Below are 17,672 nucleotides of genomic sequence, written 5' to 3' on the forward strand. Positions count from 1 at the left end.
ATCACGCTGTTGTAGTAAATGCGGATTGAAAATTCTTATTTTCAATCCGCTACAATATTACTGGTTAATATTTTTCACTTATTTGAAGGGCTAAAGTATTAGCCACTTGGTCTAGAGACGGTCCACTTAGTAGTTCCATTGACGTTACACTGAAGCCAAATTTTGTCCGTAAATTGGCAGAGTATTCAACACTCATTATGGAGTCTATACCTAACTCGCTAATGCTACGGTCACTACTAATGTCATCAACTGACATATTGAGTAGTTGACTAAGTTCTATTGATAATATCTCTTTCAAACGAGAGAAGTATGCTTCCTGATCGTCAATCAACTCCAATAAGCTAACAAGTCCAGCAGGAATTTCACTATTGGCCTTCGCTTTTTCTACTAGTCCTTTAAAACGACTAGAAGCAGAAGATTTGGGTGATTCTTGTGCCCAAGCTGACCAATCAATGTCGAAGAAGCCTACTTGTCTCGGTTGCTCATTTAATAGATAGCCAAGACCTTTTAGTACATCATTTGTCGTGAATCCTTTTAAGCCTTTTGCCGTCAATATATTTGCTAAATCCTGATCTCGAGAAACGACGCCAATCTCTTGTAAAACCCCAAGATTTATCGTGGTTGAAGATAGCCCTTGTTGGTGACGTTGTTGTGCAAACGCATCTAAATACGCATTAGCGGCTACATAGTTAGTTTGCCCAATGTTGCCAATAATTGAGGAGATGGATGAAAAGCAAATGAAATGATCTAGTGAGATGTTTTTTGTTGCATTGTGAAGGTTAATCGCTCCAGCAACTTTCGGCTCTAATACATACTTCATACGTTGAGCGTTCATGTTGACAGTAAGATCATCATCTAAAACCATGGCACCATGAATAATGCCTTTTAGTGGTAGCATTGTGCTTTCAATATCTTTGACTAAATCTGTTACTGCTTGTTTGTCAGTGATATTAACATCGAAAAGTTGAACATTTATTTGTCGTTTTTCCATCTCTTCGACAAAATTGCGTGCCTGAGTACGAGTTGAACCTTTGCGACTGACCAATGCCAGTGATTGTACTCCTTGATTAGCTAGCCAACGCGCAATTTCTAAGCCTAAACCGTCTGTTCCACCTGTAATAAGATATGTCGACTGACGATTAACTGATGGGATATTGTCAGTACGATGAATTTCAATGTTAGCGTTATCAAAGTCTATACGTATTGGGGCTGTTTCATCGGCGCATTCGATGAGTTTTTGTAATACGGGCCATTGAGAGAAATTGATACGAGCTTCTGCTACTTGGGAGAATTTATTATCTCTAACAGCTGCCAACCAATTCACGTGATATTCAGAACGATATGAAGTATCTGTTATTAAACGGTTTAAAACATTGACTGAGCAGTATTGATAATTATCTGGTAGCTGAGCACTTTCAGGAAAGTTCAAAACTCCTGATTTCTCTTGTGCAACGTGGCAATACAAGCTTGACTCACTTAGTAACTTAAAGCAGTGTGTAAAATGCTCCTTATTAAGGTCATTGATAACTAAAGCAAATTTTTCATTATTCGTTGATTGATTCAGTTGACTGATGTAGCTTAAGTCTGAATTATCTGCAACCATAGATACGCCAAGTTCTGCTAATTCTTGGCGTAATATAGACGTAGGTGCCGTTGTATAAACTTTGCAGTTTTGCGCCAACGCTAATTGTATTAACGCGGTGCCTGTGGTTGTATGACCATTTTGAATGAACACATTGCCATGAAGTTTTTCTTTGACGCTATCAAGCGTTGCTAATGCACTTAATTGGCCAATATAGCGTAATGCAATTTCAGGTTGTATGTCTTTTTCAAGCTTCTCGCAGTAGCTTTCTGACAAGGTAACGACGTTAGATAATGTTTGATCTGTGATTAGCGCAACGACTAGATCACCTTTGCCAAACTCTTTACTTTCACTTTCTACAACAGTTGCCATTGCTACATGTGGAACAGACAAAGCGTTTAAAGGTTGTTTATTTGCTGCTAAATTACCCGCATTTGTATGAGCAGAATGCAAACGTATAGTTATTTGCCCATCGCCTGGACTACTCGGAAGTATTAGCTGATAGCCGCCCTGATTGGATGATTGCGCCGTTAGGTCAATTGCGATTGCCGAGGTTTGTGAATTATGCTGTTCAATTACGTTTTGTTCACCTGATTCAACACTTTTAGCAGCTAACACTTTAACAAACCTTAAATCACCACGGTATGCTATATCTTCACAGTTATCCTTGTTTGTTAAGTCAATCCATAATTGCGACATTTCTTCAGCGAAATAGCTTTCTTCACCACTAAAATCGATATGACGTGGTTGAATATTTGCAATCTCGTTGCCTAATAAATGCGTGAGTGAGCTAATTGCTGATTGAGCTGCGTTAATTTTTTCTACTGGTGTAACCGCTTGGCTACCTTGACTTATAAATACGAAGTTTATTTCGTTATTCTTTACATTATCAAGGGTGAGGTTTGATATACAGCGTGCAACACTGACCATAGGTAAACTCTGAGAAATACATTGATTGACTGTTTCTTCAGAATCTAATGGGGTAGTGTTGCAATCAGGAATATAAATTAATTGAGTAATCCCTTTTTGTAAATACTCGCTTACTAGGTTTGACAGCTCATCTAAGTAATCATCGGACTCAGTGTTATTTGTCATTTGACTCAAATCTATTGATGAGTATTGGCCGTTAGCATCAGATGCTCGTGCTTGTATTGCTTGAGATACTTTAAAGCTTTTTTCATCACTGTGATCAGCGATGATTAACCAGTTTTCATTGATTAACAAATCACTCGTATTAAGTTCAGTGGTATCTTGTTCAGTTGACAGCCATTGATACTGATAAAAGCATTGCGTTATATCTGTGGTGAGTTGCTCACTTTCTTCACTCGCTAATGCTTGGCAAACGAGTTGCTGTAATTCGACTAAAACTTCCCCCGTAGCATCAATCAACTTTATGCTACATGTCATCGCACTGCCAGTTTGCTCAATTAATTCTCCAACACACCAGCACTCTTTACCAGGTTGGCGGTAAAGTGTTATTTGACCAACTTCAACAGGTACCATCGGAGTTGCATTATTAGTGTTATCTGTTAAAGCAATTAAACTTTGAAAAGCGCCATCAAGTAAGGTGGGATAAATTTGATATTGGTCAAAATCATTGTCTGATTCATCCTGATTGACTACAAGTTTAGCGATGACAACATTATCTGCAGCATGTATTTCTTTTATTGTTTGAAAATGCGCATCATAGCCCAACCCACGTTTTGCAAATGCTCGATACAATTCTTCTATATTGATCGTTCGATTGGTAGTTGCTTTCAACGATGTTAAGTCGACTGGTTCTGCGTTTTTGCCAACTGGTAGAGCAATTAATTCTCCACTTGCATTTAATGTCCAGTTGTCATTATTGACATCGCTCGAATAAACTCGATACTGCCCCTGGTTTTCAACGATTCTTAGTTGCTGGGCTTTTTCCTCATCTATCATTAGCATGCGATAGAACTTTAAGTTTTCTATGGTAAAACTTGCGTCTTTATTTTTTTGATACTTCTGTAAAGCTAGACCTGCTTCAACATAACCAGCGCCAGGGAAGACGACTCTAGTTGAAATTTTATGATCGGGTAAGAAAGGGAAGAAATTGTCATTTATTTCTACTTGCCAAGATGGCTCAGGAGTCATTAATTTCTCGTAGAAAAAAGGATGTTGTTCGCCGCTACCAAGTAAGAAATTATTAGATAGCTTGGATTCATTCCAATATTCCTCTCTCTGCCAAGGATAATTAGGCAATTTACAATAATTGGCATTGACAACTGCATCAGGCCATTGAAGTTTGTAGCCTTGATTAAATATACAGGCGAGAGATTGGAAAAACTGTATTTGCTCATCTTGTTTTCTTATCAGACTAGGAATTACTTTTCCGTCAGTTTGTTTATCAGACAAACATTCACTAATAAAGTTACGAGTTACTGGATGAGGACCAATTTCAACAAAATCTTGATAACCATCGTCAATCAATTGTTTGATAGCTTTTTCAAAACTGACAGGCTGACGAACATTATCCCACCAATAGTTAGCGTCAAATTGGGTGCCGCTTATTGCTTGACCTGTAGCCGTTGAGTACAAAAGGGTTGTTTCTTGATTAGGGGTAATATCAGATAAGACGCTAATTAATTCATCTTTAATCGGATCCATTTGATAGCTGTGATAAGCAACTTCTACAGCTAATATTCGATTAAATATACCTTGCTGCTCTAATATTCCTGCAATTTCTTCTAACTGTTCTTCGTTGCCTGCAAGCGTGACACTTGAATTTGAATTGACAGCAGCTACAGATACTTCGTCATACATGTCAGCTAAATCAAAGGCACTCTGTCCTCCCATGCCGATAGCTAACATACTGCCCTGACCTGCGACTGTTTGTTGTAGTCGACTTCGGTGGAAACTTACTTTTAATGCGTCAGAAAGGGTCAATGCCCCAGATGCATATGCTGATGCTACTTCACCTACGCTATGACCAACTACTGCTGATGGTTGGATCCCCCAACTTTTATAAAGAGCTAATAATCCGGCTTGAATAATAAAATTTGCTGGCTGTGCCACACGAGTACGCGCCATATTCGATTCTGCTTCCGTAGCCAGCATTTCAGCTTTTATTGACCAACCTGAAATTTTGTAAAATATGTTGTCACACTCGTCAACCACAGATTTAAAGATAGGGGATTTGTGATACAACTCTTGCCCCATTTTCCACCATTGGGGTCCCATACCAGTAAAGACAAAAACTAAGCCTTGTGATTCATCGCTGTTTTGACTACTTGTTACACAACCTTCAGGAACTTCACCTCTGGCAAATTGCGCTAGCTTTTCTATTAAATTCTCTTTGTCACTAACAACAAAACAAACTCGCTCTTGAAGTGCAGTTCTGCGTAATGCGAGTGTGTAATTTAGCTCATCTATTGAGATATTTTGACCTGAGCTACTTTGTAAGTGTGTGAATAGCTTTTGGCAAACCTCTTTAAGAGCATCCGTTGTTTTTGCACTTAATGGAATTAAATGTAAAGGGTGCTGATTTAATGCAGTATCATTTTTTGTATTCTTCCGCGCAGAGCTACCGTTGATATGTTGCTCTAAAATGATATGACCATTAGTACCGCCATAGCCAAATGAATTAACCGATGCCATGCGGGGTTTATTACCTTCATCCCATACCGTATTTTCAACTGGAATTTGAATTACCCCATCTTTAAAGTCAATGTTTGGATTAGGGTTGTTAAAATGAAGGTTTGGCGGAATGATTCCTTTTTCAATTGATAAAGATGCTTTGATAATGCCCGCAACACCAGCAGCCGATTCTGTATGACCAATGTTTGACTTAATTGAGCCAACATAGCATGGTTTTTCGGCAGATCTTTTTGGTGTGAATGTGGATGCGAGAGAATCTATTTCGATTGGGTCGCCAGCTTGTGTTCCTGTGCCATGTGCTTCGATATATGAAACATCCAAAGGATTAATATTGGCCTCTTTATAAACTTGCTTTATTAAGGCTTTTTGGGATGTAGAGCTAGGGAATGAGATACCATTTTGTGTATGACCATCCTGGTTTACACCGGTATTTCGAATGACAGAATAAATATGATCGTTATCTTCAAGGGCTTTTGCTAATGGTTTAATGAGAATAATTCCCGCACCTTCACCACGAACATAACCTTGGGCGTCGGCATCAAAAGATTTACAACGACCATGAGAGGATAAGAAGCCACCTTTACTCATTGATACCATGTATTCAGGCCGGGAGATAACATTGACCCCACCACTGATCGCCATTTCGCACTCGCCATTCCATATGCTTTGGCATGCGTAGTGTGTTGAAACCATTGATGATGAGCAAGCCGTGTCGATTGTTAAACTAGGACCTTTCAAATCAAAGGTATAAGAGAGACGATTCGACAGCATTGTCATAGTAACGCTAGCTGCAGTAGACGACGTTATTTTTTCTAAGTTATCTCGACCAAGTTGTAGTAGTAGATTGTCAAGGTTAAATGCGCCAATGAAAACGCCGGTATTTGAACCTTGATAACGATCTTGTGTTAAACCCGCATCCTCAAATGTTTCCCAAAGCACTTCAAGTAAAAGGCGTTGTTGTGGGTCTGTAAAGGCTGCTTCTCGTGGTGAAATTCCAAAAAATAATGGGTCAAACTTTTTGAGAGATTGTTTAATATAGCCGCCTTGCATCACTTTGGTTTTTCCTGGGCGGTTATCTGTTTTATCGAAAAATTTTCGTTGATCCCAGCGTTCCATTGGTACTTGACTTATACCGTCAACGCCTTCTGCTAACATTTGCCAAAAGCTTTCGACATCATTTGCACCACCTGGATAGCGACAACCTATACCTACGATAGCTAATGGTTCTTTATTTGTAGTTAACATTTTTTATTTCCTTATATCTAAAAAAACTGGTTGATTAGTAGATGAATCAACCTACATATTATTCGTAAATGGCTGTTGAAATACCGCTAAATGCTTGGCGTAAATGGTTTAGGTGTGACTCATTAATATCCTCATGAAATCTTAGATTGAGTAACGTCATTTCTTCAGGTACTGAAGGGGGACCGACGACAATTGTTTTTATCGATTGATCAAGTAATTTCCGTTGAATTGTTAATGCCAACATAAAGTCTGAAAGTACGATAGTGACGACCGATGTGTCATGATAAATAACGCTAAAGTTTTGCTGTTCTAACGTATTTACAAATTCGTTGATACGGTGATAAAAGCTTGTTCGCTTAGCGATAACGGTTGAAATATTGTCTTGGGCATAATTCAGTAGCGCACTGTCAATATCAGAAACGCCTGCCGAAAATATTAAATCTAGGCTGGCATGTTTAATATAATCGATACACTTTTTTGTCCCCCAAACTATGCCACAGTCAATATCAAAACCAGGAATACAAGAGGCGGTAATAATATCAATATCTTGAGAAACATTGAGAAACTCTGCAAGACCAGCGCCTTGTTCACCTATTATGCCAAAAGCCTGGCTTTCATCGATATATAGTCTGAATTTGTGCTGCTGTTTAAGTGAAACAAGTGCTTCTAAATCCGCACTATTTCCTAACAGAGAAAAAATGGATTCACTGACAACTAAAGCATTGCGATCTTCATGTTGACTGATTAATGCTTCCAGAGAGTTAACATCATTGTGAGAGTAAGAAATAACCTCTGCACCTGATTGTTGTGCTGCCTGCCATAAACCAGGGTGGCAAGCGTCGTCTATGAAGATAAGTGAGTCATTATTTAATATTGCCCCCAATACTGATTGATGAATTGAGGTGGCCGAAGGAAAAATTTGGCTCTGTTCTTTATTGAGTAATAACGCAAACCGTTCTTGTAATGATTTAATGCTGTTACTGACACCAGAAAACATTGGTGCATTACTGGTATTCTTCGTTCCGTCAGATAAGGTCTTTACAATAATATCTGTTGTTTGTCCCACATCAGCACAACGAAAAAAGTTACTGCGTGCAAGATCAATATCAGTGTCATTGATATCAGAATAAAAACTATATAACCCCCCTACTTTTAGGATATCTATTTCATAATTAGATTCTACTGAGTGCAGTACGTCTTGTTCGTTATATAAATACGATTTGCTATTAATTAATTGTTTGTAGGTATCAACTGACATTGTGTCAGGCCAGTTAGGTGTTTTAGGGTAATAGTTTAGCTCTTCTGGATGATCAATAGCGTCTGTGATCATTCTAGTCACAACTGAAGTAAAGTCCGAGTTTTTCGTGTGTTTGATAAAATAGATTAATGGCTGCATTTTTGCGCCAAGTAGCTTCTTAGGTACATAATTTGTCATACCTAATTGCATTCGTCGTTTGTTTAATTCAATGGCGCGCTTTACTGATAAAACTGATGCTGCGCGATAAAAATTGGCTTCACGATATTTTTCAAAACTATAATCAACTCCCCAGTCAGCCATATGATAATCTTCACTGCCAATTAAGTTCCACATAAAAGCAACAAGCTTTTTATTATGAAAGAACAATATGGCTTCGCTGGATTCATTCAGGCGTTGACCTGATTCGTAAAAAAACTGCTCATCTAGTTGTTCGCGATTATAGTCTGATGATGATGCATTAACATTTGACCACAATGTCGCCATTTCTTTTGCTAAATGACTATATTGAGAAGTGATCTCTATCGTTAAATTAAAGTCTTTTTCAATGGTTAAGGTATTTTTAAGTTTATGGCGAGTTTTTGATTTTCTTGACAATAAATAGTCGTCTAAACTTTCCCACTCAATGTCTAGAACAGCATTAGTGAATCCTGCACAAGGTAAGTAACCTAAAGGAAGTAAAACTTGCTCGTAGTGGTGGTAATCATTGATTTTTACATCACGAAAAACACACAAGTCTAATGATTTTTCTATGGCGACAGCTTCAATGTCTTCTGCTGTTTTAGCAATTACATTAGGTAAATCTGCTTCATTAGATACAACTAGCCCATCACCATTCATTGCAAATAAACCGCATTCAATCATAGATAGGTTTAAAAAATCAGGGTACCAATCTTTGATTAATTTTCTAGCGTTATCAGATAAATTTTTATCCATTGAAGTGAAGTCCATAGAGACTTCATAAAGGTTTGCTTTCCCTAATAGCTTATCGTTATGTTTGAAGGTTAAGTAAGAGCATATCAAATTATTTACTTTTGATTTTTCGAATGTGCTAAGGACATCGTATTTTAGGCCGGTAGCTCGAGGTACTATGCTGTCCCACTCATTACTGACTAATTTATCGATAGATAAACTTTTGTGTACTGTTATATCCGACTTAAGTTCTTCTTTAATATCCATATTGATACCTTTGTATTTTAATTGTAAATTCATGCATCACTAAACCATTGAAATTCAGATGAAATTTCATTCTATAAAATATACTCGCTTAGCGTTCCGTACTGCTAAAAGGTGGTTATAGTCTTGTTATATAGGAAGTTAGACTATCTTTTTACATACAAAATTCTTCTAAATAAAGCAGATACTTATACTTTTATAATATATAACACTTAGGGTGTCACCTTGTGCTCTAACGTAAAAATATCAATATTTTCATAAACAATTCATCAAATATTAATAAAGCAAATCATGGTTATATCGTTGATATACGCTTACTAATAATGTTGCAGGAATGCCTTATCTCTTAACTTTTTTTCTTGATAATCTTTGACGGGGATAATTTAGAGAATCTTCTAATGTGAATCGTTAACATATGTTAAAAAAGTGGTAACTATTCAACAAAGTGAACTGTTTTTTTTTATTCGGTAGTTTTTAGTGGGGAACTTACGCTTTTATGACGGGAAATGATATGAATACCATTGAAATAATTAAAAAAAATAAAACTTAACTGTCAAAAAAGTATAATATTTCCGTGGTTGATAATATGTATCTTTTATCACTTTTTATGATTATATAAAATGTTACATTTATGTCTAGGGAGGTTTCATGTAGGTTCAATTTAGACATTATCTCTAATATTATCTAGCCCGCTGATTTATTGTAGTAATCAATGAGTTTTCAAGAAGGATAAAATTGCACCTATATTCATCGGCAATATTAATCCCTTCATTCATTATTGCTTTACTGACTTTCAAGTATATATATTTCTCTGCTAAAGAAAATTTAGTGACAGTAGCGCAATCAAAATCAAAATACCTTCCTACAAGTGGGTAGATTGCTTTAAATAAACTTTCTTTGGCTGAAAAAATGAGCGTGCTAGCAAGCTTATGGGATAACTTCTCATTGACTAATTTTTTTATTTCGTCCTCAGAGTAGATTGAACAGCCTATTTTATCTGCTAGTTCGTCTGACATATGGTTTTCTATATCTATACCTATACAGCTATTATGTTTTTTCAGTGAAATAGCGCACATCGCATGATTATGTGTATGACTTATTGAGCCTATTAAATGTTCTGGCCAGATAGGATTTCGCTGTTGACCAATGTTAATGGTGGGAGGATTCGATTGATATAAACCTGAACGCAGTAATGTTTCTTTTGCTGATATTCTTCCAGCAAGAAATTCAGCCTGCCTTTTGACTACAGAAGCGTCCAGTTCTGGGGGATAATAGATCTGTAAATCGTTAAATAAGGTTTTGTCATATAATTTATTGTCAAAATGACAAGAAAAGAAATAAATATGACTTTTCTTGTCATAGGTGAATGTTTGGTCTGTGATAAAGTTGCTATCGCGATGTGAGCATAAACTTTTCTGTTGGATTTCTTTCACTAAAAATGACATGTTAATAAGCAATAGAGAATTATTTTACAACACACATCAATCTCAGGATAGCTAGCACATTAAATATTCTTGCTGAATAACATTGAGTAATACATATCGCTCATAATCGGTAAGTCTCGTGTTCTAGTCCACTTAAATACAAACTCACAAAGCAATGTATAAGTCGAAGTTATAAAGGCATTAGCCTATCATCAACACCCCAACCAAATTAGACAGAAACTTGAAAAATACAAGCAAAACATTTAATCCCATTGAAAGAGTAAAAATGTATCTGCTTTACAGTTTCCCTAACAACGCATGCCTAGCCCTGCACTTTTTGTTACATCATATGCAGCTCAAGTACTAATTACTACTGGTCGATAAGATTTTTAATAAAGCACCAGTTTAAAGCATAATGCTGAAATCAAATTTAGTTACTAACTAATTTCTCATCAATATTTTCCCCCAATAGGGGTAAGTTAAATAAAAATCATACATTTAAACTACAACCGAGTAGATAACACCCCCACGAATGTTGGTAAAGATGTAGTAGTTGGGCCGTATTCTATTGTTGATTCGACATCTTTAAATTTGTAATCCTTACCGCTTAAACTGGTAATTCGCTGTTTAAATGCGGCTTTACTTGCTTGATAACTAGCGCTAGTCATTCGATACCGCACCCAAGGACGAAATCCCAGAATAATCTTACTCGGCATGAGTTTTAATGTGCCATTGTCACCAAAGAATAACGACATAGCATCAGGTTTTGCTCTGCGCTGCAGTCTTATCAATGACAGGTTAAACCAAAGTCCGGGGTTAATATCAAAGCTGCCTAGACGCTGAAAACCCACTTCTATTGTTGAGGCCTGCCTAACAATAGGATCATTGATATTGATATTTGGGGATAAATTCTGATCAAGTGCCATCGCCTGACATTGAGAAACATTGTGACAAGCTTGTTGATTGATTGATGATTGATTAATTTCAATGGTTACCGGATTTACTTTAGCACTTCGCCAATGGGAAAACTGCTCAACAAAGCCCGGCATTTCATAACGTGGAAAATAAAGCCCAGCAGTTGTCGATGACCTCATATTCCAGCCAGTAGCCTCAGTAATATTATTCGCCAGCCATATTTTACTGCGGGCATCACTAATAATATTGGCATATCTTTGCTGATCGCTGAGCTTAAACGCCTGTGACAACGACTGTTCCTGCTGATGTATAGATTTGATAACAACACTTCGTTGCTTAATAAAGTTCGCAGGATTATCGACAAAAGATAGTGGATTTCTACTTAATCCAGACAGTTGTTTAGCAATTGACTGCTGTAACGCTTTTATATCTGGCGCAACTGCAACCTTACCTGAGCTTGCCATGCCTAATAGTTCTGGCGTTAACATGTTTAGGAACAATTGATAGCTGGTAAATAAATCGCTATACGGAATATAAGAATTACTTAGCGCTGGAATGCTATTACCGAGCCGGTAAACGGCATCATTGATGAGCTGATTTTCAGCATTCACTAACGCATATGGGGTGGTTAACCCTGAACTACAAAACCACTGCAGTTGAGGGTCGATTTGCCCAACGGTTAGCTTCACAATATTATCGGCATAATATTGCCAGGCGCTGGTCGAGTCCATATATATGATTAAGAATAGCGCTACGAATAACGCTATTCCTCAATGCTACCGGTTAGATTTTAGTACTAATGACACCTAGTAATAATGGCACGGTACTTTTCACTGGACCAATTTTGATCTGACGACTTGATGCATCAAAGTTAATATCTTGACGACTACCGTAAGTAGAAACATTGGCGCTACCTAATCGAAATGGCCCTAAATTTAACGATGCTGACGCATTCGCCTGCCAAGTTTGCACAAACTTATCATAGTCCGCCTGATCAAGTGTTAAGGTAATCTCAGGTTCAAAACCAACAATAGCTTCTGTTGGAATAAGCCCCATAGAACCATGTTCACCGAAAAAGTCAGGAGAATTAGGCTTAAGATTATTTTTATAATCCTGAACCAAGCCTGCTTGATACCATTTTCCTTGATTCAATTGGAAAGTACCTAAGCCTGTGAATGACACCTCTAGACCAAAAGATTCTGATTGGGTATTAAATGTAGTTGTTTGACCACTGGTTGACCCAGCCCCAACAATTGATAAAAAGTCGCCAAATAGGCCACCAACATTAGCGCTCCAACCAAATTGACTCCATTGAGAAGCTTTTGAACTCGATGATACGGAAATAGTGCCACCGGTACGTTGATTATTAGTGCTGGCCGCCTGCCATTCCTGATACTTAGTAGTAAATGCATTTAAGTTATAAGCAGGCGCATAACTATCAACTAGTTGTGATGCTGGTTGTTGAGGTGCTTCACCTGGTAATACTGCAGGACCACTACCTGCCGGAGCAGTAGCTCCAGAAGCTACCGCCATGTTATATGGCGTTTGTGCAGTAATATCTAAAGCCCCTGAAGATGAGCTCACCATATTTATCGCATTTGCAATGATTTGATAACCTTGACCATATTTTTGAATATTTAACTGTTGCAGCTTACTTTCTGTCGCTTGTAGCGTGCTTTTCGCTTGAATGTAAACTGGATAGTTACTTTGTACCCAAGTAAAGAAAGAAACGTCTGAACCTGAAGCCGTTTTAAAATTAGCCCAGGCACTATAAGCTTTAGTTTGCACATCAATAAAATTAGTTTGCGCATTATTAAATGCTGTAGTAGCGTTATTAATTTCCGGATCTAGATTCGGATTAGGGTCACCTTTTAAATCAATCGCATCTAGAAACGATGCATATGAGCTGATCAACCCCCCTTTAGCCGCATAAGAAGGGCTATAAGCGGGTATGGTATTAGCGATATTATAAACAACATCATTAATTACTTTTGCATTTGCGTTCCCTAAATCTACCGATAACGTAGTACCGGCAAATGAGATCACTTGACTATTGCTATCAAATTGACCCGCGGTGACTAAGTTAGTTAGTTCAGTTGCATACTTTTGCCAAACATCCGTAGTAGTTGTCATAGTTTTTCTCCAAGTAATGACAGATAGAAAAGCTCGCCATCCTGCACATTGGCTAGCCCAAAAAGGTGAAATAACGAAGGTAAGTGTAAGACATCATTGCCTAAACCGTAGGTTCAACTTAGTGTCAGTTTGAGTTCAATTTGGTGTCAAAAAAATAGCAAGAAATAACGCCCCAAAAACTGCAGCATCACAACCGTTTTAACAATGAAAATAGCGGATAAACTAGAGTTGATTTTTACATTAAAGCAACAGAAGCAGGATTTGCTGCACCAACAGCTAACTCAATGGTGAGTTTAGGCACATTAACGTTGAGGCTTTGCTGTAGCAGTGACAAGTTTTCACACACACCTTTAGTGGTTAAAACGAAAACCAACGGACATTGCCTAGCGGCGTGAATAATTTTAACCAGACTATTAATAAGTAACTTTTGGGCGTTATCAATTTGCTTAATAAAAATAACACGTGGCAGCTTATCTTTATTCGCTATGGTAATAATATCCTGTAACCAGAACTGTCCCTTCTTTTCTTGATAAAAATGGTGAGGGATTGACCCACCTCTACTATCATCACTTTCAATAAATAGGTTTGCCAAATGCTGCAGCGGCGTAAACCACAAGTGATGCGCTTTTTCAATCGACACTTCATAAGAGCAAATATCTTTTCGTGCCACCAATTTTGACAAATCAGCAACCAATGAGTCGATGGCGTTTGGCTCATCACTTTTTAAGCAAATTAGATGCGGGCTTGATAACTTAAGCGCCCGCATCAAACTCATTTCAAATTGCTCCAGCTCAAAATCGTAACCCGACGAACACAATACACTCTCTTTTTCACCAAAAGTTTTCCCATCAGTAAATAAGCCATCAATGCTATTACCTTCATCATATTTATCATTTAGCATTAAATTTTCTATTGGGCATTGATGAAATAATGCAATATTACGAATGGTTCGAAGCGAAACTGACTTACCACTTTCTATCCGCTTGATAGTTGATAGCGCGACATTTAACCGCTTTTTCTGACTCGCAGCAGCCATATCAGATTGGCTCAATCCTAATGTCCGCCGAAGTTTTTTAATCAGTGCGATATTAACTTGCACCTGACTCATTATGCTACATCCTTGTCAGTCATAATCTTGAATTGCCACTAAGTGTAGATGAAGATATCAGCGCTTTCTAATCGGATATGAAAAATAATTAAGCCATTATCCTTGCTAGATATGTAAATATATATGACTGCTGATTGATTCACTTTTTTAGGTGTTATATTATCACAATTATATGAACAAATACTTTTACACTCAAAGCCGCATATATCGCCAATACAGTATACTATTGCTTGCTGTATGGCTGTTTGCGCTGCTTGTTCATAATTCACATATTGAGATCACAGCTCAACTTGATAACGGCGTTGAATGTCATTTATGTCATAATCATTTAGATAAAGTTGACGACGTCGATGTCGTCACTACCTTCAATCAGCAGGTTATTCGTGCCTCGGCGAAAATTGAACAGCTACTTGTATTAGCGCGGGTTCAATTTATTAGGCCTCAGCTACGCGCACCTCCTTTATTTAAAACACTTTAATTTTTTAAATGCCTCCGGGCTAAACAAAGTTTTTTATTTAAGGGTTAATCCATGCAATTTAACAAAGTAATGATCGCCTTGGCGATCACTTCTTCCTATAGTAGTGCCAGCTGTTGGGCACAGGATATTTCTGGTCAAGTAACAGATGCTAATGGCAAACCAGTCGCCAATGCCGAAGTTCATATTGATAAAGAAAAAACACACGTCTTTACCAATAACGATGGCTATTTTGTTATCAGTAACGTCAATAAAGGGGTTGCTGAGCTTCATGTTAGTGCAAGCAAGTTCAATCACTTTAACCAAAAAATCACCATTACCGAACAAGATGTCAGCAACTTACAGATACAGTTAACGCCTTCGGTCATGGAAATTATTGATGTTCACGCTACCCCACTACATTCATCAACAATCGAATCAGCACAACCAGTCAATGTCCTGTCAGCTGATGAGCTACGAATGAAACAAGCATCAACCTTGGGTGAAACATTAAAAAATGAAGTAGGTGTCCATTCAACTTACTATGGACCTGTATCCAGCAGCCCGATTATTCGTGGCTTAGACGGCCCTAGGGTATTGATCAGCCAAAATGGCTTAGATGTGGGTGATGCTTCGCGTGTGGGTGGCGATCATGCGGTCTCCAGTGAAACCAGTACCGCAACTCAAATTGAAGTGTTACGCGGCCCAGCTACTTTATTTTATGGCAGTGGTGCCATTGGTGGTGTGGTAAACGTGGTAGATAATCGCGTACCAACTAGCATTGATACCACCTTAGAATATTTAGCACAACATCATAGTGTTTCCGATGAAAATGAAGCATCTTTTGCCGTTAATACTGGTCAAGGTCAATATGCTATGCATTTAGATGGCTTTTGGCGTGAATCTAATGATTATGATATTCCTGGATTTGCCAACCTAGAAGAAGACGAAGCGCACGACGAGCATCAAGAAGACCATCATCGTGAGCAAGAAAAAGGCACACTAGCCAACAGTGCATCTAACTCATCCGGTTTCACTGTTGGCGCAAGTTATTTACTGGAGAATGGTTATATCGGTTTTTCTTATGGCCGCCTAGATCGCGAATATGGTATTCCGGGCCATGCACACCATGATGAAGAGCACGACCAAAAAGTTGAAGAATCAGAAGCACACCAAGAAAAAGTTTACGCAGATCTGACACAAAATCGTATTCAAATGATCAGCGACTTAAACTTTGAAGATAAGTTTTTAAGTCGCATCGCTACCAAGTTTGCTTATACCGATTACCAGCATCAGGAAATTGAAAACGGTGAAGTGGGTACTACCTTCAAAAATGAAGCCTCTGAAGCACGTTTCGATCTTTATCATCAGGAATGGCAAGGCTGGAGCGGAGCTTGGACCTTACACTTTAAAAATAGTGATTTTCAGGCGCAAGGAGAGGAAGCCTTTACACCACCATCGGAAACCACTTCCTTTGCGCTCGGCTGGTTAGAAGAAAAACACCTCAGTAACAATTGGTTATTACAAATGGGTGCTCGGGTTGAGCACGTTACACTCACCCCGAATAGCACTATGGATAGCCATCATCACGACGAAGAGCACGATGAAGAAGAACATGACGATCACGAAAGCCTCTCGTTAAATGAGCAAAGCTTTAATCCGATCAGTGCTTCTCTTGGTTTAGTTTGGGATTATCAACCCGGCTACAACCTTGGCATGTCTTTAGCCTTTTCGCAGCGAGCCCCTTCGGCATCAGAGTTATTTTCCAATGGTCCTCATATTGGCACTAACACCTTTGAAGTAGGCGCGCTTTATCAACTCCATCAGCAAAGCGATGACATACATACCGACATAGGTACACAAAACGTAGATTTAGAAAGTTCCTACAATATAGATCTTACCTGGCGTAAATTTGAAGGTGATTTTGGTTTTATTATCAGTACTTTTTATAACCATGTCAGTGACTATTATTATCAGCAAGATACCGGTTTTACGATTGAAACGGGTCATGAACATGATGATGAAGCTATTGGTGCTGACGATGAACATGAAGAAGATGCCCTACCGATATTTGCCTACCGCCAAGATGATGTAAAACTCTACGGAGTTGAAGCTGAATTTGTCTATCAAGTTACTAAGCCGTTAAAACTTACCGTCTTTAGCGATTATATCCGAGCAAAACTTGATAACGGCGGCAACCTACCTCGTATTCCACCAATGAGATTAGGCGCCCAGTTGAACTATCAAGGGGAGAAGGTTAATAGTGAGCTCTCGGTTAGCCATTATTTTAACCAACACGATATTGCAGCATTTGAAACAAAGACTGATGGTTACACTATGGTTGATGCTAACATCAACTATTTTCTTGATGGTTTTGGTGCTGACACCGCCTTGTTTGTTAAATTAGCCAACATTACCGATGAAGATGCCCGAGTACACTCATCTTATCTGAAAAATATAGCCCCATTGCCGGGACGTAATATCGCTGTCGGTATTCGTGGTAGTTTCTAACAAATAAAGCTATATCAACGGTTGTCAAACCAGCTTTAGGCAGCACTAACTATACTGCTGGTTTGGCAACTCCTACTTTCTCTGTTTACGGCGATTGACTCTCAGCTACCTTTTTAACCATTGCAGCTTAAGCTTATTGCTGGCACAACTGATTTTACGCTGCTTTCATTGTCACTCACTTTCTGAACACAGCAAACGTAGCGGCTGTTTATTATTTTTTACAAAATATCTCTCCGGTATATGGCTTA

The 17,672-nt window shown here is 38.2% G+C and carries 8 protein-coding genes; 2 read left to right on the forward strand and 6 right to left on the reverse strand.

Features of this window, described 5'->3' with window-relative positions:
- Positions 1 to 64: 64 nt before the first annotated feature.
- The 6 genes from QQK06_RS05420 to QQK06_RS05445 form a co-directional block, all read right to left on the reverse strand.
- Positions 65 to 6,448 (reverse strand): type I polyketide synthase, encoded by a 6,384-nt coding sequence (locus tag QQK06_RS05420; RefSeq protein ID WP_284243637.1) that lies wholly within the window; start codon positions 6,446 to 6,448, stop codon positions 65 to 67.
- Between the two features lie 58 nt (positions 6,449 to 6,506).
- Positions 6,507 to 8,882, reverse strand: a complete 2,376-nt coding sequence (locus QQK06_RS05425) for an aminotransferase class I/II-fold pyridoxal phosphate-dependent enzyme (RefSeq protein ID WP_284243638.1) — start codon at positions 8,880 to 8,882, stop codon at positions 6,507 to 6,509.
- Between the two features lie 677 nt (positions 8,883 to 9,559).
- Complete coding sequence (locus tag QQK06_RS05430) at positions 9,560 to 10,312, reverse strand: 4'-phosphopantetheinyl transferase family protein (RefSeq protein WP_284243639.1); 753 nt, start codon at positions 10,310 to 10,312, stop codon at positions 9,560 to 9,562.
- Between the two features lie 494 nt (positions 10,313 to 10,806).
- The gene (locus tag QQK06_RS05435) at positions 10,807 to 11,949 is read right to left on the reverse strand and encodes a hypothetical protein (RefSeq protein WP_284243640.1); all 1,143 of its coding nucleotides are present in this window, start codon (positions 11,947 to 11,949) and stop codon (positions 10,807 to 10,809) included.
- Positions 11,950 to 12,001: 52 nt separating this feature from the next.
- Positions 12,002 to 13,351: a hypothetical protein gene (locus QQK06_RS05440; RefSeq protein WP_284243641.1), complete on the reverse strand. Its 1,350-nt coding sequence runs from the start codon at positions 13,349 to 13,351 to the stop codon at positions 12,002 to 12,004.
- A 235-nt stretch (positions 13,352 to 13,586) separates the two neighbouring features.
- The gene (locus QQK06_RS05445; RefSeq protein WP_284243642.1) at positions 13,587 to 14,459 is read right to left on the reverse strand and encodes a helix-turn-helix domain-containing protein; all 873 of its coding nucleotides are present in this window, start codon (positions 14,457 to 14,459) and stop codon (positions 13,587 to 13,589) included.
- A 172-nt stretch (positions 14,460 to 14,631) separates the two neighbouring features.
- Here QQK06_RS05445 and QQK06_RS05450 point away from each other — a divergent pair, with 172 nt between their 5' ends.
- Together QQK06_RS05450 and QQK06_RS05455 are read left to right on the forward strand one after the other, a co-directional pair.
- Complete coding sequence (locus QQK06_RS05450; RefSeq protein WP_284243643.1) at positions 14,632 to 14,937, forward strand: hypothetical protein; 306 nt, start codon at positions 14,632 to 14,634, stop codon at positions 14,935 to 14,937.
- A gap of 51 nt (positions 14,938 to 14,988) precedes the next feature.
- Positions 14,989 to 17,424: a TonB-dependent receptor gene (locus tag QQK06_RS05455; protein WP_284243644.1), complete on the forward strand. Its 2,436-nt coding sequence runs from the start codon at positions 14,989 to 14,991 to the stop codon at positions 17,422 to 17,424.
- Positions 17,425 to 17,672: the final 248 nt, after the last annotated feature.

This window comes from Thalassotalea insulae (assembly GCF_030161395.1).
In the GTDB taxonomy this organism is placed as follows: domain Bacteria; phylum Pseudomonadota; class Gammaproteobacteria; order Enterobacterales; family Alteromonadaceae; genus Thalassotalea_E; species Thalassotalea_E insulae.

Coding starts and splice junctions, on each gene's coding strand:
- QQK06_RS05420 (WP_284243637.1), bottom strand. CDS start 6,448: ATGTTAACTACAAATAAAGAACCATTAGCTATCGTAGGTATAGGTTGT.
- QQK06_RS05425 (WP_284243638.1), bottom strand. CDS start 8,882: ATGGATATTAAAGAAGAACTTAAGTCGGATATAACAGTACACAAAAGT.
- QQK06_RS05435 (WP_284243640.1), bottom strand. CDS start 11,949: ATGGACTCGACCAGCGCCTGGCAATATTATGCCGATAATATTGTGAAG.
- QQK06_RS05440 (WP_284243641.1), bottom strand. CDS start 13,351: ATGACAACTACTACGGATGTTTGGCAAAAGTATGCAACTGAACTAACT.
- QQK06_RS05445 (WP_284243642.1), bottom strand. CDS start 14,459: ATGAGTCAGGTGCAAGTTAATATCGCACTGATTAAAAAACTTCGGCGG.
- QQK06_RS05450 (WP_284243643.1), top strand. CDS start 14,632: ATGAACAAATACTTTTACACTCAAAGCCGCATATATCGCCAATACAGT.
- QQK06_RS05455 (WP_284243644.1), top strand. CDS start 14,989: ATGCAATTTAACAAAGTAATGATCGCCTTGGCGATCACTTCTTCCTAT.